The organism is Streptomyces sp. RG80 (assembly GCF_040446465.1).
Taxonomy (GTDB): domain Bacteria; phylum Actinomycetota; class Actinomycetes; order Streptomycetales; family Streptomycetaceae; genus Streptomyces.
The window spans coordinates 319,772-341,286 of sequence record NZ_JBEAAJ010000009.1; the positions used below are offsets into that span (position 1 = coordinate 319,772).

Here is a 21,515-nt window from a genome sequence, read left to right on the forward strand (position 1 = left end):
TGGACGCTTCCAGACCCTACCTGGGTGGGTGTCGATTGAAACCCCTAGATCACTATGAGTGTCAAGGTGTGTCGTCGGTCACCCTGCGCCATCCCTCTACGCCGTGTGGATACCCAGTGAACGTGCTTCAGAAGCGGACTGTTCCAAGGTCGGAGTGCTCGAAATCTTCCACGGCGGGGCCGAGTTGCCCACAGCGTCGCCGGTCGGGGGCCCGCGAAAGGGCGCGTCGGCCTGGTCCGGCCCGCTCCAGTCGGGCTCCAGCGCGCGTCGATCACGGCTCCAGTTCGTTGACGGAGCGTGTACGAACGGGCGGATCGCGTCACGGTCGCGGTGCTCTCGGCGGGCCGTCGGTCGCGGGGGCCCGGAGGTAGGGTCGGGTTGAGTTCGGGACCCGAGACGGCAGGAGAGATGAGCGTGCAGCAGGAGGCCGTGGCCGACGGTGAGGCGCTGGAGGTCTGGATCGATCAGGATCTCTGTACCGGCGACGGGATCTGTGTGCAGTACGCGCCTGAGGTGTTCGAGCTGGACATCGACGGGCTGGCGTATGTGAAGGGCTCGGACGACGAACTGCTGCAGGACAAGGGCGCCACGACGCCGGTCCCGCTGACGCTGCTGACGGATGTGGTGGACTCGGCGAAGGAGTGTCCGGGCGACTGCATCCATGTGCGCCGGGTGTCGGACCTGGTCGAGGTCTACGGGCCCGACGCGGACTGAGTCGCCGGGCGCCCGCGTGCGTATCTTCAGACGCTGTGGGCGCCCGCGGGCGTGGAACGGACGAACGCGCCGTTCTTCCACTGCCACTTGGCGCTCGTCGTGACGTCGGGGCAGCAACTGGGCACGGAGTCCGAGGAGTAGCCGAGCATGTCGGCGTTCACGGTCCCGTCGGTGACCGTGAGGGTCTTGACGGTGATGCGGTCCTTCGGGTCGACGAGGGTCGCCACGACGCGGGGCGTTGTGGCGTCGGCGGCCTGCGTGAGGACGTAGACGCCGTCGGGCGGGGTGCCCATGGGGGCGTCGCAGTGGACGGCCACCACGGTCTCCGGTCGGTCGTCGCCGTCGAGGTCTCCGGAGGTTTTTTTCACCACGAGCGCCTTGACTGGGCCGCACTCGATCGGGAAGTCGACGTGGGCGGGGTCCGGTGCGGTGGCGGCCGTGGGGGCGCTGTGCGACTGGGGTCCCGCGGCCTGGGCTGCGGTGGCCGGGTTGGGCTGGAGGACCGAGGAGAGCGCCACGACGCCGGCGACGGCTGTGGCGGTGGCGACCCAGTGGATGGGGCGGGTGTGGGTGTGAGCGAGTTCCGGGACCGCGGATTGCTGCACTAGGGGTGACTCCCGAGAGGGCTGTGGCGGTGGGGGTGGCCAGCATGGTGCCACACGTCACAGTGGGACGGAACGGCGGGGTCGGTGGTTGTCGGCTCCCGGCCTTGCGTTTTCTGGTGTCGTGTCAATGAAAAGGCGCCGTGGCCGAGTTCCGGATCGGTGTCGGGAACTCGGCCACGGCGTGGTTGCGTTGTACGCGGCACGGGGCCGCCTCAGCGGCCGGAGCCTCCGTCGGCGTTGGGGCCGGCGTAGTCCTCGCCGTAGGCGCCCTTGGCGGGGCGGCGGCGGCGCATGGGCGGCTCGACGCCGTCCGCGAGGCGGCGGGCGGTGAGGAGGAAGCCGGTGTGGCCGATCATCCGGTGGTCGGGGCGGACGGCGAGGCCCTCGATGTGCCAGTTGCGGATCATCGATTCCCAGGCGGTCGGCTCGTTGAAGCAGCCGATCTCGCGGATGGACTCGACGGTCCGGGCGAGCTGGGTGGTGGTGGCGACGTAGCAGCAGAGGATGCCGCCGGGGACGAGGGCCTTGGAGACGGCCTCCAAACATTCCCAGGGGGCGAGCATGTCGAGGATGACGCGGTCGACGTCGGCGTCGGACAGGTTGTCCTGGAGGTCGCCGACGGTGAGCTGCCAGGCGGGGTGCGGGCCGCCGAAGTAGCGCTCGACGTTCTGCTGGGCGATCTCCGCGAAGTCCTCGCGGCGCTCGTAGCTGTGCAGCATGCCCTGGTCGCCGATGGCGCGCAGCAGGAAGCTGCTGAGCGAGCCGGAGCCGACGCCCGCTTCGACGACGCGTGCGCCGGGGAAGATGTCGGCGAAGGCCAGGATCTGCCCCGCGTCCTTGGGGTAGACCACGGCGGCGCCGCGGGGCATGGACAGGACGTAGTCGGGGAGCAGGGGGCGCAGCGCGAGGTAGGCGACGTTCCCGGTGGTGCGGACAACGCTGCCCTCGGGAGCACCGATCAGTTCGTCGTGGGGGAAGGAACCCTTGTGGGTGTGGAAGTTCTTCCCGGCCTCGAGCGTGAACGTGTAGTGGCGGCCCTTGGGGTCGGTCAGCTGAACCTGGTCCCCGACCTTGAAGGGCCCGCGCCTGCGGGCGGCACCGGTCGGTTCGGACATGTGAACAGACTACCGGGGTTTGTGGAGCCCTCCGACCACGGGGAAGGGTGGAGCACCTCTTTGGGAGAGCGGTGCTTTCAGTTGGGGCGGGCCATGGCCTTCACGAAGGCTCGTTCCACGTCTGCGGCGGACAGGACGCCGTAGATCTCGCCGCTGTCCTCGACGACCAGGTACTCGGTGGCGGGGGTGGCGCGCAGGGTGTCCAGGAGGTCCTCGCCGGCGAGTTCGGCGGAGATGCGCATGCCGTCGGTGAGGTCCTGGGCGAGGCCGCTGACGGCGACCCAGGGGCGGCGGTGTTCGGGTACGCCGACGATGGCGGCCTCGCGGACGAGGGAGAGGGGTTCGCCGTCGGCGTCGACGACGACCAGGGCGCGGGCGCCGGCCTCGTTGGCGCGGCGCAGGGCCTCGGAGAGCGGGGTGTCGGTCTCGACGGGGACGGCGCGGCGGGTGAGGTTGCGGGCGCGCAGTTCGGGGAGGTGTTCGCGCAGGCGGGCCATGCGGAGGCTGTTGCCGGCGCCGGTCCAGATGATCGCGGCGAGGATCGCGGCGAGCAGGGCGTCCATGACGGTGTCCATGCCGACGTTGTCCTCGGCGTTGGAGCCGAGGGCGCCGGACTGGGTGAGCAGCGGGAGCCCGATCAGGACGGAGACGGCGAGGGCGCGGCCGACCCAGGCGGCGGCGATGGTGCCGCTCATGGGCTTGCCGGTGATCTTCCAGACGACCGCGCGGAGCATCCGGCCGCCGTCGAGGGGGAGGCCGGGCAGGAGGTTGAAGGCGGCCACGATGAGGTTGGAGATCATCAGGCCGGCCAGCAGGACGCCGGGGACGGTGCCGGGTTCGACGGGCTGCATGGCGACGTAGAAGAGGCCGGCGAGGACGAGGGAGAGGAGGGGGCCGACGAAGGCCAGCCAGAACTCGCGGCCCGGGGTCTCCGCCTCCTTCTCGATCTCGGAGACGCCGCCGAAGAACTGGAGCTGGATGCGGCGCACGGGCAGTTTGAAGCGCAGGGCGGCGACGGTGTGGGCCAGCTCGTGCACGAGTACGGAGGCGTAGAAGGCGACCGCGAAGAAGAGCGACACGAGGTATCGGGCGGCTCCGAGTTCGGGGAGCACCCGGTCGAGCTGGCCGCCGAACACCCAGGTGATCAGCGCCGCGACGAGGAACCAGCTGGGCGCGACGTACACGGGCACGCCGAAGGGGCGCCCCATGAGCAGCCCGCCGCCGGGGTCCTTGGGGCGCCGCGGGGGGCGGCCCTTGGTCGTGCCGGCGTGGGCGAGGGTGCGGTCGTCGGGGGTGCGGTCGTCCTGGGGGTCGGCGAAGGGCGGGGCGGTCCGGGCGTCTGCGGGGTGCTGGGCGTCCTGGGCGTCTGCGGGGGCCGGAGTTTGGACCGGGCCGGGTTTCTGCGCGGGCGGGTCTGTGTCGGCCGCCTGCTCGGTGGTGGCGTCCGCTGCGGGGGTGGTGTCCGTGGTCTCGGGAGCGGTGTCGGCTTGCGGGGCCTGCGTGGCGTCGCTCTCGGGACGGGGGGTCGCCGGGGCGTCGGTGTCCTGCGCGTTCGTTTCCGCGGGGACTTCCTCGGACGCGGACACGGACTTGGACTCGGACTCGGAGCGGGCGGACGTAGGGATGTCCCCGTCGGAGGGTGCGGGGTCGGGAGTCGGAGCCGCCGGGTCCGCGTGGTGCTGGGCCGGCTCGTCGTTGCCGGACCGCGGCTGCCCGCTCCCGCCGCTCTCGTCCACGGTGTCCCCTCGTTCGAAGCGTCTTCCGCGCCTGCCGGCGGAAGGGTCTCGGGACGATGGTATGCGGCGGTCGTCACGCGTTCCGCCCCGGCACCCCCTCTGTTTTCTCTGTTGTCGCAGGGGTCTTGGCCGCGACTGGGTCACTGTCAGTGGTGGGCCGTAAGGTCTGGGGTCATGGAGACGAGCACAGAGGGCGCGGCCGAGGCACCCGGCGGCGGGATCGCGGAAGTGGATCCGCCGGTCACGGACGAGCAGGCGACGACACCGGACCCGGCGACCGTCGCGGAGGCGCCCGCAGCCATAGCTCCTGTCCCCGCAGCCTCTGTCCCCGTAGCCCCTGTCCCCGTCGCGCCCGTCGCCACGGCGCCCGCCTCGCTGTCGCCCTCGCGTGCCAGTGACTTCATGCAGTGCCCTTTGCTCTACCGGTTCCGGGTGATCGACCGGTTGCCGGAGAAGCCGAGTGAGGCGGCGACCCGGGGGACCCTGGTGCACGCGGTGCTCGAGCGGCTGTTCGACGCCCCGGCGGCCGAGCGGACGCCGCCGCGGGCCAAGTCGCTGGTCCCCGGTCAGTGGGACCGGTTGCGGGAGACCCGGCCGGAGGTCGTGGAGCTGTTCGCGGACGACCCGGAGGGCGAGCGGCTGACGCGCTGGCTGGGTGAGGCCGAGCGGCTCGTCGAGCGGTGGTTCGGTCTGGAGGACCCGACCCGGCTGGAGCCCGCCGAGCGCGAGCTGTTCGTGGAGGCCGAGCTGGACTCGGGGCTGAAGCTGCGCGGGATCATCGACCGGGTGGACGTGGCGCCGACGGGTGAGGTCCGTATCGTCGACTACAAGACGGGCAAGGCCCCCCGGCCGGAGTACGCCGAGGGCGCCCTGTTCCAGATGAAGTTCTACGCCCTGGTGGTGTGGCGGCTGAAGAACGTGATCCCGCGCCGTCTCCAGCTGGTCTACCTCGGCAGTGGCGACGTCCTGACGTACGACCCGGTCCTCGCCGATCTGGAGCGCGTCGAGCGCAAGCTCCTCGCACTGTGGGAGGCGATCCGGCTGGCGACGGAGACGGGCGAGTGGCGCCCCCGTCCCACCAAGCTGTGCGGCTGGTGCGACCACCAGGCCCACTGCCCGGAGTTCGGCGGCACTCCCCCGCCGTATCCGCTGCCGGTGAGGGCGGCCGAGTCCGGCGAGGCGTCGCAGGGCAGAATGGGGCCGGACTAGCGAAGGAGACTTACGTGGCCATCCGCGTCCTACTGGTCGACGACCAGCCGCTGCTGCGCACCGGCTTCCGGATGATTCTGGAGGCGGAGCAGGACATCGCTGTCGTCGGCGAGGCCGGCGACGGGCTCCAGGCGCTCGATCAGGTGCGGGCGTTGCAGCCCGACGTGGTCCTGATGGACATCCGCATGCCGCGGATGGACGGAGTGGAGGCGACCCGGCAGATCACCGGTCCCGGGCGGGACGGCCCGGCGAAGGTCCTGGTGCTGACCACCTTCGACCTCGACGAGTACGTGGTGGAGGCGCTGCGGGCGGGGGCCAGCGGCTTCCTGCTGAAGGACGCCCCGGCCAACGAGCTCGTCCAGGCCATCCGGGTGGTGGCCGCCGGTGAGGCGATGCTCGCGCCGAGCATCACCCGTCGGCTGCTCGACAAGTACGCCACGCATCTGCCGTCCGGCGACGACCCCGTGCCGGACACCCTGCACACGCTCACCGACCGTGAGGTCGAGGTGCTGAAGCTCGTGGCGCGCGGGCTGTCCAACGCCGAGATCGCCGCGGACCTGTTCGTCAGCGAGACCACCGTGAAGACGCACGTGGGTCACGTCCTGACGAAGCTGGGGCTGCGCGACCGGGTGCAGGCCGCGGTGTACGCGTACGAGAGCGGTCTGGTGCGCCCCGGCGCGCAGTGACGCGGCGGCGGGAGTACGACGACGAGGGCGCCCCTTCTCGGGAAGGGGCGCCCTCGGTCGCGTCGCCAGACGCCAGGCCTCAGGCGCCATGCTGCAAGCGTCAGACCTCAGCTCGCCGACCTCAGCCCTTGCTGATCTCCCAGAAGCGGAAGACGGTCGAGGCGTCGAGGCAGTACTCCAGGCCGTAGACGTCCTCGTGGACGACCGCGTACTGCTTGGCCTGCCAGACCGGGATGACCGGGACCTCGGCGGCGACGGTGTCCTGGAGGCGGCCGTAGTCGTCGTCGGTCGCGGAGCGGTCGCTCTGGGCGGCCGTGCGCGGGATGAGGGTGCCGGTGATCGTGCTGTTGTCGTAGTTGTTGTTCAGCACGTTGCCCTTGCCGAAGAACGGGGCGGTGAAGTTGTCGGGGTCCGGGTAGTCGGGCACCCAGCCCTTCACGTAGACGCCGTACTTGCCGGCGGCTATGTCCTTCTCGTACTGCTTGAAGTCGACGGACTTGACGTCGGCGTCGAACAGACCGCTCTTGTTGAGCTGTCCGGCGATCGCCTGGAGCTCCTGGTCGGTGGCCGGGCCGTAGCGGGTGGGCGTCGACCACAGGGTCAGCTTCACCTTGCCGGTGATGCCGTCGGCGTCCAGGGCCGCGGCGGCCTTGGCCTTGGACGGGCGGGCGCCGTAGGTGTCGAAGAAGGCCGTGTTGTGGGCGGTGATGCCGGCCGGGACGATCGAGTACAGCGAGGTGGCCGTGCCCTGGTAGACGTCCTTGATGAGGGCGTCGCGGTCGAGCAGGTAGGCGATGGCCTTGCGTACCCCGAGCTGTCCGGCGACCGGGTCGTTCATGTTGAAGACCAGGTGCTGGACCTCGGCGCTGGTGCCCTCGACGAGCTCGACGCCGGCGTCGGTGCCGGCGGCCTCGATGTCGGCGATGTCGCCGGCGCTGAGCCCTCGGTAGGCGATGTCGATCTCGTTGTCGGTCAGCGACCGCTTCAGCTCGTCCTGGTCACCGTGGAAGAACTTCAGGGTGACGCCGGAGTTCTTTACGTCGGCGGTGCCCTCGTAGTTCTCGTTGACGGAGAAGACGGCCTCGTCCTCGCTGAACGAGTCGAGCTTGTAGGGGCCGGAGCCGACCGCCTCGCCATCCTCGCGCAGCCCCTTCGCGTCGTACTGCCGGTGGTCCACGATGGAGCCGGCGCCGGAGGCGATCTTGCTGGGGAAGGTGGCGTCGGGCGTGTTCAGCCGGAAGACGACCGTCTTCTCGTCCGGCGTCTCGACCTTGTCGAGCATGGGGAACATGATCGCGGGGCCGGCGTCGTCGTTGATCTTCAGCATGCGGTCGAAGGAGAACTTGACGTCCTCCGAGGTGAGCGAGTCACCGTTGCTGAACTTCAGGCCGTCCTTGAGCGTGCACTTGTAGACCTTGGTCGCGGTGTCGCTGAACTCGCAGCTCTCGGCGGCCTCGGGCTCCGGCTCCGTGCCGCCCTTGGGGAAGCTCAGCAGCGACTGGAACACGTTGTTGAACAACAGCCAGGACCCGGGGTCGTAGCCGGAGGCGGGGTCGGTGGCCAGGACGTCGTCGGACATCCCCATGACCACGCTGGAGCCGCTGCCCCCGGAATCGCCGCCCTCGGTACCGCAGCCGGTCAGCAGGCCGGAGGCCAGCCCCGCCACGAGGGGCAGGACTGGCCACTGGTTACGCATATTCACGTGCGAGTGCCTTGTCGTCGGTGGTGAGTTCCCGGGGCCCTCGTCCCAGGCCCCGGGCAGGGGACGGATCAGCCGCTCACGCCACGGCTGAGCTCCCACAGCTGAAGGGTGGAGGAGGAGTTGAGGGCGTAGGCGGTGCCGGTGACGTCGTCGCGGGCGGCGACGTACTGCTTGCCCTGCCACAGCGGCAGCACCGGGACGTCGTCGGCGACGATGTCCTGGATGTCCGTCAGGCTGGTGGAGGCGGACAGCCGGTCGGCCTCGCGGCGGGACTCCGGGATCAGGGTGTTGCGGATCTCGCTGTTGACGTACGGCGAGCCGAGGAAGTTGTCCTTGTCGAGGAAGGGCGCGAGGTAGTTGTCGGCGTCCGGGAAGTCGGGGAACCAGCCCATGCCGTAGACGTCGTACTCGCCCTTCTGCTCGGCGGGCCGGAAGGTCGACCAGGGCGTGCCCTTGATGTCGACGTCGAAGAGGCCGCTGTCGTTGAGCTGCTTCTGGAGCTGCTCGAACTCCTGCTTGGTGGCCGCGCCGTAGTGGTCGGTCGTGTAGTGCAGGGTCAGCTTGACCGGGGCGGTGATGCTCGCCTTCGCCAGCAGGGCCTTCGCCTTGGCGACGCTGGGGTCGCCGTACTTGTTGAAGAACGCGTTGGAGTGGCCGGTGATGCTCGCCGGGACCAGCGAGAACAGCGGCTCGGCCTCGGAGCCGTAGACCTTGGAGACCAGTTCGCTGCGGTTGATGAGCTGGGCCATCGCCTGGCGCACGGCCTTGGTCTTCACGGTCGCGGCGTCGGTGTTGAAGGCGAGGTAGCGGATCTCCAGGCCGGGCATCTCGACGAGGTCGACCTCGCCGCCCGAGGAGACGGAGAGCTTCTCGATCTGCTCCGGCGACATGGTGCGGGACATGACGTCGATGTCACCGTCGTTGATGGCGGTGCCCATGGCGTCGGCGTCCTCGAAGGAGCGCAGCTCGACCTTGTCGTTGTTCACCTTCAGCGTCCCCTTGTAGTTGGGGTTCTTGGTGAACACGGCGTCGACCAGCTCGTTGTCCTTGACCTCGGCCGACATGGTGTACGGGCCGGAGCCGTCGACGTCGAAGCCGTCGCGCAGGCTGTTGCGCTGGTAGTCGTCGGGGTTGACGATGCCGGCGACCGGGGTCGACAGCTTGTACGGGAACGTGGCGTCGGCCGTCTTGAGGTGGAAGATCACCTCGCGGTCGCCCTTGGTCTCGACGGTGTCGATGGTGGACAGCAGGGCGAAGACACCGCTGTCGGCCTTGAGGGAACGGGCGCGGTCGATGGAGTACTTGACGTCCTCGGCGGTGACGGCGTCGCCGTTGGCGAACTTCATGTCCTTGCGCAGGGTGCAGGCGTAGCGCTCGTTGCCGGTGTCGGTGAAGCGGCAGCTCTCGGCGGCCTCGGGCACGGGTTCGCCCTCGCCGCGCGGCTGGATCATCAGGGTCTGCACGGTCTGGCGCAGGATGTTCCAGGTGCCGACGTCGTAGGCGTACGCCGGGTCGAGGGGCGCCGGAGCCTCCTTCGAGGCGGTGAACCGGTCCGTGGTGCCGACGACGATCGCGTCTCCGCCACTGCCGCTGTCGGTCCCGCCGCACGCGGCGAGTACCGGCGCGAGCAGACCGATGACGGCCGACAGCACCAAAGTCTTGCGGTTCATGCTCGAGTTTCTCCAGAGCTGTTGGTCCGTGTACCCGGCATGCATGGGTGGTGCGGCGGATCACGGGGGGTACGGCGATGTTCTCGCGTCGAGATTAGTCCGCACCTGCAGGCCCGTTGACGGCCACCGGAGTTGGGCCGCCATCACGCAGCGAAACCGGGTGCGGACGCATTGAAAACCCGACAGGGGAAGGATTCGTGCAGGGTCCCATCAATCGGGACACAAGGGCACGCCCAAGTCCCCCGAACCGGACGTCGAAGCACACACCTCATCGACTGTCGATCCCCTGCCGCGTGGGGAACGTCACACCGTCAACGCTATGCACCCGTACCGGAATTCGGCCATCCAGCAGGGTTCGAATTCCTTTGCGTACGGGCCCGGGAAATGCGGCCGCTATCGGCGTCGCACGCTGGGTGAACGGTCAGCGCATTTCCGTCATCAGGCCGCGCAGAAAAGCCAGGTCGACCTCCTCGAGCGAGGTCACGACGGTGCGCCGGTCGGCCGGGGCGATGGGGGCCACCGAGGGCACGGCCACGACATGGCAGCCGGCGGCCTCCGCGGCCGCGACACCGGTCGCGGTGTCCTCGACGACCGCGCATCTGGCCGGATCCACGCCGAGACCCGCGGCGGCGAAGAGATACGGGTCGGGGTACGGCTTGGTCCGGGCCACCTCGTCGCCCGCCACCGTGAGCGCGAAGTGCTGGGGGCCGAGCGAAGTGAGCACCCGGTCGATGATGCGCCGGTGCGAGGCGGAGACCAGGGCCGTCGGGATCTCGTACTCGGAGAGCTCGGCCAGCAGCCGGGCGGCGCCCGGCATCATCGGCAGGGCGCGGCCGATACGGTCCTCGAACCCCTGGTTGAGCAGGACCGACAGCTCGGCGAAGGTGATGTCGGCGCCGGTGGCCTCGATGAGGAAGCCCGCGCTGCGGGTCATGGGGCCGCCGACCACGACATGGCGCCAGGACTCGTCCAGGGTGTGCCCGAGGGCGGCGAAGATCTCGACCTCGACGTCCCACCAGAAACCCTCGGTGTCCACGAGGGTGCCGTCCATGTCGAGGAGCACCGCCTGAAGGGCTGAGCCTTCGGCCGTACGGGTTGCTGGCGCGGGGACCGTGCTGGTCATCCTGGCGCACCTCCTTGAGGGACGATCAGGCCGGTTCCCACGTGGGAACCGGCCTGCGGTGGACCGACCAGTGTACGTCGCGGTACGACGACATGCCTTGTTTAACCCATGTGCCCCGGGGCACACCGGAGTCACGGTCGAGGGGCGCTTCAGCGTGCGTTGAAGTACTTCGCCTCGGGGTGGTGGATCACGATCGCGTCCGTGGACTGCTCGGGGTGCAGCTGGAACTCCTCGGACAGGTGGACGCCGATGCGCTCCGGCTGGAGCAGGTCGGCGATCTTGGCGCGGTCCTCCAGGTTCGGGCAGGCGCCGTAGCCGAGGGAGAAGCGGGCGCCCCGGTACTTCAGGGCGAACATGTCCTCGATGTCGCTCGGGTCCTCGCCCGCGAAGCCCAGCTCCGAACGCACGCGCGCGTGCCAGTACTCGGCGAGGGCTTCGGCCAACTGCACGGACAGTCCGTGCAGTTCGAGGTAGTCGCGGTAGGCGTTCGCCTCGAACAGCTTCGCGGTCTCCTCCCCGATCCGGGAGCCCACGGTGACGACCTGGAGGCCGACGACGTCCGTCTCCCCCGACTCCTCCGGGCGGAAGTAGTCCGCGAGGCACAGTCGGCGGCCGCGGCGCTGGCGCGGGAAGGTGAAGCGGGTGCGCTCGTTGCCCTGGTCGTCGAGGATGATCAGGTCGTCGTCCTTGGACACACACGGGAAGTAGCCGTAGACGACGGCCGCTTCCAGCAGGTTCTCCGTCTGGAGCTTGTCCAGCAGACCGCGCAGCCGGGGCCGCCCCTCGGTCTCGACGAGCTCCTCGTACGTGGGGCCCTCACCGGTGCGGGCCTGCTTGAGGCCCCACTGCCCCTTGAAGAGGGCGCCCTCGTCGAGCCAGGTCGCGTACTCCTTGAGCTGGATGCCCTTGATGACGCGGGTGTCCCAGAACGGCGGCGTGGGCAGGGGGTTGTCGACGGCGACGTCGGAACGGACGTGGCCCTCCTCCGGGCGTTCCTCGACCTCGACGGCGGCGGTCGCACGCACCCTTCGCTGCTTCAGCTCGGGGAGCTTCACCCCGGGCACGCCGCGCTTGACGCCGATCAGGGCGTCCATGAGGCGCAGGCCCTCGAAGGCGTCGCGGGCGTAGCGGACTTCTCCCTCGTAGATCTCGTGCAGGTCCTGTTCGACGTACGCCCGGGTGAGGGCGGCTCCGCCGAGGATCACCGGGAAGTCGGCCGCCAGCCCGCGCTGGTTGAGCTCCTCGAGGTTCTCCTTCATGATCACCGTGGACTTCACCAGCAGCCCGGACATCCCGATGACGTCGGCGCGGTGCTCCGCGGCGGCTTCCAGGATCGCGGAGACGGGCTGCTTGATGCCCAGGTTGACCACGTTGTAGCCGTTGTTGGACAGGATGATGTCGACGAGGTTCTTGCCGATGTCGTGCACGTCCCCACGCACGGTCGCGAGCACGATCGTGCCCTTGCCCTCGGCGTCCGACTTCTCCATGTGCGGCTCGAGATGGGCCACCGCGGTCTTCATGACCTCGGCGGACTGGAGGACGAACGGCAGCTGCATCTGCCCGGAGCCGAACAGCTCACCGACGACCTTCATGCCGTCCAGCAGCGTGTCGTTGACGATGTCCAGGGCGGGCGTGGTCTGGAGGGCCTCGTCGAGGTCGGCCTCCAGGCCGTTCTTCTCGCCGTCGATGATGCGGCGCTTGAGGCGCTCCTCCAGCGGGAGGGCGGCGAGCTCCTCGGCCTTGCCGGCCTTCAGCGACTTCGTCGTGGCGCCCTCGAACAGCGCCATCAGCTTCTGCAACGGGTCGTAGCCCTCGGCACGCCGGTCGTAGACGAGGTCGAGGGCCGTCTGCACCTCTTCCTCGCTGAACCGGGCGATGGGCAGGATCTTCGAGGCGTGCACGATCGCCGAGTCCAGGCCCGCCTTCACGCACTCGTCCAGGAAGACCGAGTTCAGCAGGATCCGGGCGGCCGGGTTCAGTCCGAAGGAGATGTTCGACAGGCCGAGGGTGGTCTGCACGTCCGGGTGGCGGCGCTTGAGCTCACGGATCGCCTCGATGGTGGCGATGCCGTCCTTGCGCGACTCCTCCTGACCGGTGCAGATGGTGAAGGTCAGGGTGTCGATGAGGATGTCCGACTCGTGGATGCCCCAGTTGCCGGTCAGGTCGTCGATGAGCCGCTCGGCGATGGCGACCTTGTGCTCCGGGGTCCGGGCCTGGCCCTCCTCGTCGATGGTCAGCGCGATCAGCGCGGCGCCGTGTTCCTGGGCGAGCCGGGTGACCTTCGCGAAGCGGGACTCGGGGCCGTCGCCGTCCTCGTAGTTGACCGAGTTGATGACCGCACGGCCGCCGAGCTTCTCCAGGCCGGCCTTGATGACGTCGACCTCGGTGGAGTCCAGCACGATCGGCAGGGTGGAGGCGGTGGCGAAGCGGCCGGCCAGTTCCTCCATGTCGGCGACGCCGTCGCGGCCGACGTAGTCCACGCACAGGTCGAGCATGTGCGCGCCCTCGCGGATCTGGTCCCGGGCCATCTCCACACAGTCGTCCCAGCGGGCCTCCAGCATGGCCTCACGGAACTTCTTCGACCCGTTGGCGTTCGTCCGCTCACCGATCGCCATGTACGACGTGTCCTGCCGGAAGGGCACGGTCTGGTAGAGGGAGGCGGCGCCCGGCTCGGGGCGCGGGTCGCGCTCGGTGGGCGCGAGGTCGCGGACGCGCTCGACGACCTGGCGGAGGTGTTCGGGGGTGGTGCCGCAGCAGCCGCCGATGAGGGAGAGGCCGTAGTCGCGGACGAAGTTCTCCTGCGCGTCGGCGAGCTCCGGCGCGGTCAGGGGGTAGTGGGCGCCGTCCTTGGTGAGGACCGGGAGGCCTGCGTTGGGCATGCAGGACAGCTGGATGCGGGAGTGGCGGGCCAGGTAGCGCAGGTGCTCGCTCATCTCGGCCGGACCGGTCGCGCAGTTCAGGCCGATCATGTCGATGCCGAGCGGCTCCAGCGCGGTGAGCGCGGCGCCGATCTCGGAACCGAGGAGCATCGTGCCGGTCGTCTCCACCGTCACGGAGACGATCAGGGGGACGTCGTAGCCGGCCGTTTCCATGGCCCGGCGGGCGGCGATGACGGAGGCCTTGGTCTGGAGCAGGTCCTGGGTGGTCTCCACCAGGAGCGCGTCGGCGCCGCCGGCGAGGAGGCCCTCGGCGTTCTGCTGGTAGGCGTCACGGATGGCGCCGAAGGTGGTGTGTCCGAGCGTGGGCAGTTTGGTGCCGGGGCCCACGGAACCGAGGACCCAGCGCTGCCGGCCGTCGCGGGCGGCGTACTCGTCGGCCGTCTCGCGGGCGATACGGGCGCCGGCCTCGGACAGCTCGACGATGCGTTCGGGGATGTCGTACTCGCCGAGGGCGGTGAGGTTGGCGCCGAAGGTGTTGGTCTCGACGCAGTCGACGCCCGCGTCGAAGTACTCGGCGTGCACCGAGCGCACGATGTCGGGGCGGGTCACGTTGAGGATCTCGTTGCAGCCCTCGAGCTGCTGGAAGTCCTCCAAGGTGGGGTCCTGCGCCTGGAGCATGGTGCCCATCGCCCCGTCGGCGACCACCACCCGGGTGGCGAGGGCCTCACGGAGCGCGGACGCACGGGTCCGGCTGTCGGCGGAAGGGGTCGGTGGCAACGAGGCCATGAAAGGGCTCCCTTTGGGTGCGACGGCTGTCGGCTTTGCTTCCTGCCGTGGGACTTCCCACAGCGGGCGCACGCCGTCAGGGTAGCCGGGACCAGCCCCGGACGGTCAGGGCGTCCACGGGACGGACGAGGATGACGGGCGGGTCGCTTGCGGGATACGAGTGACGCGCGTGCGGATCACGAGTGACGCAAAGGTGTCGTACGACCATTGGCGGTCGGTCGGCATGGGCTAGTAGTGTTCGACATTGCCGAACAGCGGCAGCGACGTCGCGGGTCGACGGTCGAAGGGGACGGAGGCAGGACGGCGATGGCACGGAACATCCAGTCGCTCGAACGGGCGGCCGCGATGCTGCGGCTGCTCGCGGGCGGCGAGCGTCGGCTCGGCCTGTCGGACATCGCCTCGGCCCTGGGCCTCGCCAAGGGCACCGCGCACGGCATCCTGCGCACCCTCCAGCTGGAGGGGTTCGTCGAGCAGGACGAGGCCTCCGGGCGCTACCAGCTGGGCGCCGAGTTGCTGCGCCTGGGCACGACCTATCTGGACGTGCACGAGCTGCGGGCACGCGCGCTGGTGTGGACCGACGATCTGGCCCGTTCCAGCGGCGAGAGCGTCTATCTGGGGGTCCTGCACCAGCAGGGCGTGCTGATCGTGCACCACGTCTTCAGGCCGGACGACAGCCGGCAGGTGCTGGAGATCGGGGCCATGCAGCCGCTGCACTCCACCGCTCTGGGCAAGGTGCTGTCGGCGTACGACCCGGTGGCCCACAGTGAGGCGATCGAGGCGGACCGCAAGGCTTTCACCGACCGCACGGTGTGTGAGCTGGACGCCTTCGAGAACATCCTCGACATCACCCGCGCGCGTGGTTACGCCGCGGACGTGGAGGAGACCTGGGAGGGCGTCGCCGGGGTGGCCGCGCCCATCCACGACCGGCGGCGGATGCCGGTGGGCGCGGTGTGCATCACCGGGGCCGTGGAGCGGCTGTGCCGGCCCGACGAAGAGGGTGCGCTGCGTCCCGAGCTGATCGCGGCAGTACGGGACTGTGCCCGCGCGGTGTCGCGGGATCTGGGCGCCGGGCGGTTCTAGAACTGGGTAAGAGCAGGCCGGGACGCTGCGACGGCGTTCCGGTCTTCGCCATACCCTGATGTGGACATATCGGGCGAGTCCCCACTGGCGCCCCACCCGAAGATCGACAACTCACAGCAGTCAATAACGATCGTGTTTTCGACAACAGAACCCTTGACGCACGTGTAACGCCGGAGCGAGACTCCCGTCCATCGGTCGACATTGTCGAACACCTACCGGCAATACGCGCTAGAGTGTGACAACGCCAAGGGCCGGTATCGCTCTCATCCGAGAGCAGCTCGAACCTCCGGAGGGACCCGGGGTTCGGTCCCCTGGACGAAGGACAAAGGAGTCGCGGGTGTCCAGCTCCGACATCTTCATCGGCGAGACCATCGGTACCGCCATACTCATCCTGCTCGGCGGCGGCGTCTGCGCGGCCGTCACGCTGAAGGCCTCCAAGGCCCGCAACGCCGGCTGGCTGGCCATCACCTTCGGGTGGGGTTTCGCCGTACTGACGGCCGTCTACACCTCCGCGCCGCTCTCCGGCGCGCACCTGAACCCGGCCGTCACCCTCGCGCTCGCGCTCAAGAAGGACGGCATCTCCTGGAGTGACGTCCCGATCTACTGGGGCGGGCAGCTGCTCGGCGCCATGATCGGCGCGGCCCTGGTCTGGATCGCCTACTACGGCCAGTTCCTCGCGCACCTGACCGACAAGGAGATCGTCGGCGCGCCCGGCGCACAGGCCACCACGGCCAAGGCCGTCGAGGCGCAGGAGAAGGGCGCGGGCCCGGTCCTGGGCATCTTCTCCACCGGCCCCGAGATCCGGGTCGCCTGGCAGAACGTCGCCACGGAGGTCATCGGCACCATCGTGCTGGTGCTCGCGGTTCTCACGCAGGGTCTCAACGACGGTGGCAACGGCCTGGGCACCCTGGGCGCCCTGATCACCGCCCTGGTCGTCGTCTCGATCGGTCTGTCCCTCGGTGGCCCGACCGGTTACGCCATCAACCCGGCCCGTGACCTCGGTCCGCGTATCGTGCACGCCCTCCTGCCCCTGCCCAACAAGGGTGGCTCCGACTGGAGCTACGCCTGGGTCCCGGTCGTCGGTCCCCTGATCGGCGCCGCGATCGCTGCGGGCATCTACAACGTCGCTTTCGCTTAGAAGCAGCCGTAGCAAGCAGTCGTAGACAGTCCCCTTACTTACGGAACCAGGAGCACACAGTGACCGACGCGCACACCGCCGGCCCCTTCATCGCCGCCATCGATCAGGGCACCACCTCGAGCCGCTGCATCGTCTTCGACCGCGACGGGCGTATCGTCTCCGTCGACCAGAAGGAGCACGAGCAGATCTTCCCGAAGCCGGGCTGGGTCGAGCACAACGCCAACGAGATCTGGACCAACGTCCAGGAAGTCGTCGCCGGAGCCATCCAGAAGGCCGGCATCACCCGCGACGACATCAAGGCCATCGGCATCACCAACCAGCGTGAGACCACGCTGCTGTGGGACAAGAACACCGGTGAGCCCGTCCACAACGCCATCGTCTGGCAGGACACCCGCACCGACGCGCTCTGCAAGGAGCTCGGCCGCAACGTCGGCCAGGACCGCTTCCGCCGCGAGACCGGCCTGCCGCTCGCGTCGTACTTCGCCGGTCCCAAGGCCCGCTGGCTGCTGGACAACGTCGATGGCCTGCGCGAGCGCGCCGAGGCCGGCGACATCCTCTTCGGCACCATGGACACCTGGGTCATCTGGAACCTGACCGGTGGCGTCAACGGCGGCAAGCACTACACCGACGTCACCAACGCCTCCCGCACCATGCTGATGAACCTCCACACGCTGGAGTGGGACGAGAAGATCGCCGAGTCCATCGGCGTGCCGCTGTCGATGCTCCCGGAGATCCGCTCCTCCGCCGAGGTCTACGGCGAGGTCACGGGCGGCAAGCTGGGCGAGCTGCTCGGCGGCATCCCGGTCGCCTCGGCGCTCGGTGACCAGCAGGCGGCCCTGTTCGGCCAGACCTGTTTCGCCGAGGGCGAGGCGAAGTCGACGTACGGCACCGGCACGTTCATGCTGATGAACACCGGCGAGAAGATCATCAACTCGTACTCCGGTCTGCTCACCACCGTCGGCTACCGCATCGGCGACGAGGCCCCGGTCTACGCCCTCGAGGGTTCGATCGCGGTCACCGGTTCGCTGGTGCAGTGGATGCGCGACCAGATGGGCCTGATCTCCACCGCCGCCGAGATCGAGACGCTCGCGCTCTCGGTCGAGGACAACGGCGGCGCCTACTTCGTGCCGGCCTTCTCCGGTCTGTTCGCCCCGTACTGGCGCTCCGACGCCCGCGGTGTGATCGCCGGTCTGACCCGGTACGTCACCAAGGCGCACCTGGCGCGTGCCGTCCTGGAGGCCACCGCCTGGCAGACCCGTGAGATCACGGACGCCATGACCAAGGACTCGGGCGTCGAGCTCGCGGCCCTCAAGGTCGACGGTGGCATGACCTCCAACAACCTGCTGATGCAGACCCTCTCCGACTTCGTCGACGCGCCCGTGGTGCGCCCGATGGTCGCCGAGACGACCTGCCTCGGCGCCGCCTACGCCGCCGGTCTCGCCGTCGGCTTCTGGACCAGCACCGACGACCTGCGTGCCAACTGGCGCCGGGCCGCCGAGTGGACCCCCCGCATGGACGCGGACACCCGCGACCGTGAGTACAAGAGCTGGCTCAAGGCCGTCGAGCGGACCATGGGCTGGCTCGAGGACGAGGAGTAAGAAACCGCATGACCAGTCAGTCCACCCTGCAGTCCGTGCCTGCCCTCGGTACGCGCCCGGCCTCCGCCTCCAACCCGAGCCGCGCCGAGACCCGGGAGCAGCTCTCCAAGGCGTCGTACGACCTTCTCGTGATCGGCGGCGGCATCCTGGGCATCTCCACCGCCTGGCACGCCGCGCAGTCCGGCCTCAGGGTGGCTCTGGTCGACTCCGGCGACTTCGCCGGTGCCACCTCCTCCGCCTCGTCCAAGCTGCTCCACGGCGGTCTGCGCTATCTGCAGACCGGCGCGGTGAAGCTGGTGGCGGAGAACCACTTCGAGCGCCGTGCGGTCTCCCGCCAGGTGGCTCCCCACCTGGCGAACCCGCTCACGTTCTACCTCCCCGTGTACAAGGGCGGGCCGCACGGCGCCGCGAAGCTCGGGGCGGGCGTCTTCGCCTACTCCGCGCTCTCCGCGTTCGGTGACGGTGTCGGTCACCTCCTGTCCCCCGCGAAGGCGGCGCAGGACGTGCCCGAGCTGCGTACCGACAACCTCAAGGCCGTCGCCGTCTACGGCGACGACCAGATGAACGACGCGCGTATGGCGCTGATGACGGTCCGGGCGGCCGTCGAGGCGGGCGCGGTGGTCCTGAACCACGCCGAGGTGACCGGGCTGCGGTTCACCAAGGGCCGGGTCACGGGTGCAGAGCTGCGTGACCGCCAGTCCGGCGACGAGTTCGGGGTGAACGCCCGTCTCGTGCTCAACGCGACCGGGCCGTGGGTCGACCACCTGCGCAAGATGGAGGACCCGAACGCGGCCCCGTCCATCCGGCTCTCCAAGGGCGCGCACCTGGTCCTGAAGCGGACGGCGCCGTGGAAGGCCGCGCTGGCGACCCCGATCGACAAGTACCGCATCACGTTCGCCCTGCCCTGGGAGGACATGCTGCTGCTCGGCACCACGGACGAGGAGTTCGAGGGCGACCCGGCGGATGTCTCGGTCACCGAGAAGGACACGGCCCAGATACTCGACGAGGCCGCGTTCTCCATCCGCGACCAGCAGCTCGACCGTGACCTCATCACGTACGCCTTCGCGGGCCTCAGGGTGCTGCCGGGTGGCCCCGGCGACACGGCGAAGGCCAAGCGCGAGACGGTCGTGACGGAGGGCCGGGGCGGCATGCTGTCGGTGGCCGGCGGCAAGTGGACGACGTTCCGCCACATCGGCCGTACGGTCATGCAGAAGCTGGAGGCGCTGCCGGGCCACCCGCTGGGCGACGACTTCGAGCCCATCTCGTCCCTGCCGAAGAAGCTCCCGCTGCCGGGTGTCGCCAACCCGCGCGCGGTGGCGCACCGGTTGCTGGTCGACAACCCGGCGCCGGGTCCGCGGATGGCGGCCGACACGGCCAGGCACCTTGCCACGCACTACGGTTCGCTCGCCTTCGACATCGCGCGTCTGGCGAACGAGAACCCGGAGCTGGGCGAGCGCGTCCACCCGGACGCCCCGGAGATCTGGGCGCAGGTCGTCTACGCCCGGGACAACGAGTGGGCAGAGACCCAGGACGACGTGCTGCGCCGCCGTACGACGCTGACGATCCGCGGCCTGGCCACGGACGACGTCCGCGCGAAGGTGCAGGACCTGCTCGACAAGAAGTAGGCCTCACGGGTCTGTCACGACGTGAAAGGGGCGGCTCCACGCCGATGGAGCCGCCCCTTTCACCTGCCCTGGCTGGCGGTCGGCGGGCTTGTCAGTGCCGGGTGCTTTCATGAACGCATGGAACTTGATCAGGCCACTCCGAAGGATCTGGCGGCCCTGCGGGAGGCTTTCGGCGTGGACGACGACGGTGCGTCGGCCCTCGGCTGGGAGGCGGTGCGGGCCTTCGAGGCGGAGCACGGCGTGGTGCTGCCGGAGCCGTATCGGACGTTCGTGGCGGAGTTGACCGACGGATCGTTCCAGGGGCCGCCGGAGTTCGGGCTGGTGGGGCTGGCCGAGCTGCCGTCGGACTGGGGCGGCGACGGTTCGGACCGGGACTTGAGCAAGCCGTTCCCGCTGACCGAGGCCTGGGTCTGGGAAGAGGGCGAGAGCCCCTACGAGGACCCCGAGGCCGTTGTCGACCAGGTGCTGCGCCACGGTTCGATCGTGCTCGGCACGGACGGGTGCGCGATGAACTGGCACCTGGTCGTGACCGGCCCGCACCGAGGGCACATATGGCACGTCACCGACGTGGGTGCCATGCCGTTCGGCGCGGAGTTCGGTCATACGACCTCCGCGCCCGGCTTCGCCGGCTGGGTCGCGCACTGGGGCGCCGGCAAGGAGTGGTTCGACGCCGAGTCAGCGCAGTGAGGCGACGACCTCGCGTACCGCGTGCGGGGAGGGCAGCTCCTCGCGCCGCACGATCAGTTCGCGGCCGAGCAGCAGTGCCCGTCGGGAGGCCGGGACCGGGTCGGGCAGGGTCGTGAGGTCGGTCAGATGGGCGAAGCCGATGATGCGGCGGATGATCTCCGTGCCGGCGTAGCCCACCGACTCCGTCCATATCCGGCGCAGGAAGCGGTCCAGGTAGGCGTCGTCGAAGAAGGTGTCCACCCGGGTCGGCCACAGCCGGCGGAACTCCCTCTCGAACGCCTCCCAGGACAGGCCGAGTTGCCCGGCGTGGTCGGACAGGGTGCCGAGCGCGCGTGCCCGCTCCTCCGACACCAGCACGTTGGCCCAGTACAGGCCGAGGTCGTAGCCGATCGGGCCGACGAAGGAGAACTCCGGGTCGAAGACCCGCACCACGGGCGTGCCTTCGCGTGCGCCGACCATGACGCTGCCGGTGTGCAGGTCGCCGTGGAGGAGTGCCTGGGCGCTGGTCATGAAGGTGTGGCGGAGGTCGGCCACCTCGGTGCGCAGGCGGGTGTCCGCGCGGAACTCGGTCGCCAGGTCGTCCAGGCCCTCGTGCCAGTGGTTGTGCTCGTGCTCGAGGTACGGCTCGGACAGGACGACATCCTCCGTGATCTTGCAGAGCTCCGGGCTCACCGAGGCCGCGATCAGCGCCTTGCGGTCGGCGGACGGCATGCCGAAGTCGCTGGTCGCGAAGGAGAACTGGGCGACGAACTCGCCGATCCGCGCCGAGGTGTCCGGGCCGTACGAGGCGCCTTCGTTGAGCAGGGTCCGCAGCACCTCCAGGTCGGACATGTCCTCCATGACGAGGGCGTAGTTCTCGGGGTCGTAGCCGTGGACCGCCGGGATCTTGTCCGGGGCGACCCGGGCGAGCTGCTCGTAGGCCCGGGCCTCCGCGTCGGCGCGGTCCGGGTTCATCGGCCAGGAGGGGCCCGCGACCCGCACCCAGGGCAGGGCCTGCTTCACCGCGAGGCTGCGGGTGCCGTCGGTGGCGGAGGCGAGGAAGACGCGGTTCATGTTGCCGTCGGAGACCTCGCGGACCGCCGGATCGGCCGTGCCGACCCAGTGGCCGCGTTCGCGCAGGTACGCCGGGATGTCGTCGGTCTCCAGGATGCGGTAGCCCATG

16 protein-coding genes are annotated in these 21,515 nt (G+C 69.6%); 8 read left to right on the top strand and 8 right to left on the bottom strand.

Annotation, left to right across the window (positions count from 1 at the left end):
- Positions 1-408: 408 nt before the first annotated feature.
- Complete coding sequence (locus tag ABKA17_RS31220; RefSeq protein WP_353695639.1) at positions 409-714, top strand: ferredoxin; 306 nt, start codon at positions 409-411, stop codon at positions 712-714.
- Positions 715-740: 26 nt separating this feature from the next.
- Here the strand turns inward: ABKA17_RS31220 and ABKA17_RS31225 are convergent, their stop codons facing one another.
- The 3 genes from ABKA17_RS31225 to ABKA17_RS31235 all read right to left on the bottom strand — a co-directional run bounded on the left by ABKA17_RS31225 (position 741) and on the right by ABKA17_RS31235 (position 4,170).
- Positions 741-1,319: a hypothetical protein gene (locus ABKA17_RS31225; RefSeq protein WP_353695640.1), complete on the bottom strand. Its 579-nt coding sequence runs from the start codon at positions 1,317-1,319 to the stop codon at positions 741-743.
- Positions 1,320-1,531: 212 nt separating this feature from the next.
- On the bottom strand, positions 1,532-2,434 hold the full coding sequence (locus ABKA17_RS31230) for a tRNA (adenine-N1)-methyltransferase (RefSeq protein WP_353695641.1): 903 nt from the start codon (positions 2,432-2,434) through the stop codon (positions 1,532-1,534).
- Between the two features lie 77 nt (positions 2,435-2,511).
- Positions 2,512-4,170, bottom strand: a complete 1,659-nt coding sequence (locus ABKA17_RS31235) for a site-2 protease family protein (protein ID WP_353695642.1) — start codon at positions 4,168-4,170, stop codon at positions 2,512-2,514.
- A 174-nt stretch (positions 4,171-4,344) separates the two neighbouring features.
- Here ABKA17_RS31235 and ABKA17_RS31240 point away from each other — a divergent pair, with 174 nt between their 5' ends.
- Together ABKA17_RS31240 and ABKA17_RS31245 are read left to right on the top strand one after the other, a co-directional pair.
- Complete coding sequence (locus ABKA17_RS31240; RefSeq protein ID WP_353695643.1) at positions 4,345-5,379, top strand: RecB family exonuclease; 1,035 nt, start codon at positions 4,345-4,347, stop codon at positions 5,377-5,379.
- A gap of 14 nt (positions 5,380-5,393) precedes the next feature.
- Positions 5,394-6,065, top strand: coding sequence for a response regulator (locus ABKA17_RS31245; RefSeq protein WP_046263744.1), 672 nt, complete (start codon positions 5,394-5,396; stop codon positions 6,063-6,065).
- Between the two features lie 121 nt (positions 6,066-6,186).
- Here the strand turns inward: ABKA17_RS31245 and ABKA17_RS31250 are convergent, their stop codons facing one another.
- The 4 genes from ABKA17_RS31250 to metH all read right to left on the bottom strand — a co-directional run bounded on the left by ABKA17_RS31250 (position 6,187) and on the right by metH (position 14,225).
- Positions 6,187-7,767 (bottom strand): ABC transporter substrate-binding protein, encoded by a 1,581-nt coding sequence (locus tag ABKA17_RS31250; protein WP_353695644.1) that lies wholly within the window; start codon positions 7,765-7,767, stop codon positions 6,187-6,189.
- Between the two features lie 68 nt (positions 7,768-7,835).
- Positions 7,836-9,437 (bottom strand): ABC transporter substrate-binding protein, encoded by a 1,602-nt coding sequence (locus ABKA17_RS31255; RefSeq protein ID WP_353695645.1) that lies wholly within the window; start codon positions 9,435-9,437, stop codon positions 7,836-7,838.
- Between the two features lie 421 nt (positions 9,438-9,858).
- Positions 9,859-10,560 carry an HAD family hydrolase gene (locus tag ABKA17_RS31260; RefSeq protein WP_353695646.1) on the bottom strand — a complete coding sequence of 234 codons (702 nt, stop codon included), beginning with the start codon at positions 10,558-10,560 and terminating at the stop codon, positions 9,859-9,861.
- Positions 10,561-10,709: 149 nt separating this feature from the next.
- The gene (gene metH, locus ABKA17_RS31265) at positions 10,710-14,225 is read right to left on the bottom strand and encodes a methionine synthase (protein ID WP_353695647.1); all 3,516 of its coding nucleotides are present in this window, start codon (positions 14,223-14,225) and stop codon (positions 10,710-10,712) included.
- A 306-nt stretch (positions 14,226-14,531) separates the two neighbouring features.
- Between metH and ABKA17_RS31270 the strand changes: the two genes are divergently transcribed.
- The 5 genes from ABKA17_RS31270 to ABKA17_RS31290 all read left to right on the top strand — a co-directional run bounded on the left by ABKA17_RS31270 (position 14,532) and on the right by ABKA17_RS31290 (position 20,353).
- Entirely contained in the window at positions 14,532-15,305 is a 774-nt protein-coding gene (locus ABKA17_RS31270) for an IclR family transcriptional regulator (RefSeq protein WP_353695648.1), read from the top strand.
- A gap of 337 nt (positions 15,306-15,642) precedes the next feature.
- Positions 15,643-16,443, top strand: a complete 801-nt coding sequence (locus tag ABKA17_RS31275) for an MIP/aquaporin family protein (RefSeq protein ID WP_353695649.1) — start codon at positions 15,643-15,645, stop codon at positions 16,441-16,443.
- Between the two features lie 59 nt (positions 16,444-16,502).
- The gene (gene glpK, locus ABKA17_RS31280) at positions 16,503-18,041 is read left to right on the top strand and encodes a glycerol kinase GlpK (protein WP_353695650.1); all 1,539 of its coding nucleotides are present in this window, start codon (positions 16,503-16,505) and stop codon (positions 18,039-18,041) included.
- 8 nt (positions 18,042-18,049) lie between these two features.
- Positions 18,050-19,666, top strand: coding sequence for a glycerol-3-phosphate dehydrogenase/oxidase (locus ABKA17_RS31285; RefSeq protein WP_353695651.1), 1,617 nt, complete (start codon positions 18,050-18,052; stop codon positions 19,664-19,666).
- Between the two features lie 117 nt (positions 19,667-19,783).
- Positions 19,784-20,353 carry an SMI1/KNR4 family protein gene (locus ABKA17_RS31290; protein WP_353695652.1) on the top strand — a complete coding sequence of 190 codons (570 nt, stop codon included), beginning with the start codon at positions 19,784-19,786 and terminating at the stop codon, positions 20,351-20,353.
- Here ABKA17_RS31290 and mtnK read toward each other — a convergent pair.
- The gene (gene mtnK, locus ABKA17_RS31295; RefSeq protein ID WP_353695653.1) at positions 20,342-21,514 is read right to left on the bottom strand and encodes an S-methyl-5-thioribose kinase; all 1,173 of its coding nucleotides are present in this window, start codon (positions 21,512-21,514) and stop codon (positions 20,342-20,344) included. The two genes, ABKA17_RS31290 and mtnK, sit on opposite strands and share 12 nt — an antisense overlap.
- Between the last annotated feature and the right edge of the window lies 1 nt (position 21,515).

Bases quoted from the DNA above. Each gene is read 5' to 3' on its own strand.
- ABKA17_RS31220 (WP_353695639.1), top strand. From the start codon at position 409: ATGAGCGTGCAGCAGGAGGCCGTGGCCGACGGTGAGGCGCTGGAGGTC.
- ABKA17_RS31230 (WP_353695641.1), bottom strand. From the start codon at position 2,434: ATGTCCGAACCGACCGGTGCCGCCCGCAGGCGCGGGCCCTTCAAGGTC.
- ABKA17_RS31240 (WP_353695643.1), top strand. From the start codon at position 4,345: ATGGAGACGAGCACAGAGGGCGCGGCCGAGGCACCCGGCGGCGGGATC.
- ABKA17_RS31255 (WP_353695645.1), bottom strand. From the start codon at position 9,437: ATGAACCGCAAGACTTTGGTGCTGTCGGCCGTCATCGGTCTGCTCGCG.
- ABKA17_RS31260 (WP_353695646.1), bottom strand. From the start codon at position 10,560: ATGACCAGCACGGTCCCCGCGCCAGCAACCCGTACGGCCGAAGGCTCA.
- metH (WP_353695647.1), bottom strand. From the start codon at position 14,225: ATGGCCTCGTTGCCACCGACCCCTTCCGCCGACAGCCGGACCCGTGCG.
- ABKA17_RS31270 (WP_353695648.1), top strand. From the start codon at position 14,532: ATGGCACGGAACATCCAGTCGCTCGAACGGGCGGCCGCGATGCTGCGG.
- ABKA17_RS31285 (WP_353695651.1), top strand. From the start codon at position 18,050: ATGACCAGTCAGTCCACCCTGCAGTCCGTGCCTGCCCTCGGTACGCGC.
- ABKA17_RS31290 (WP_353695652.1), top strand. From the start codon at position 19,784: ATGGAACTTGATCAGGCCACTCCGAAGGATCTGGCGGCCCTGCGGGAG.
- mtnK (WP_353695653.1), bottom strand. From the start codon at position 21,514: ATGGGCTACCGCATCCTGGAGACCGACGACATCCCGGCGTACCTGCGC.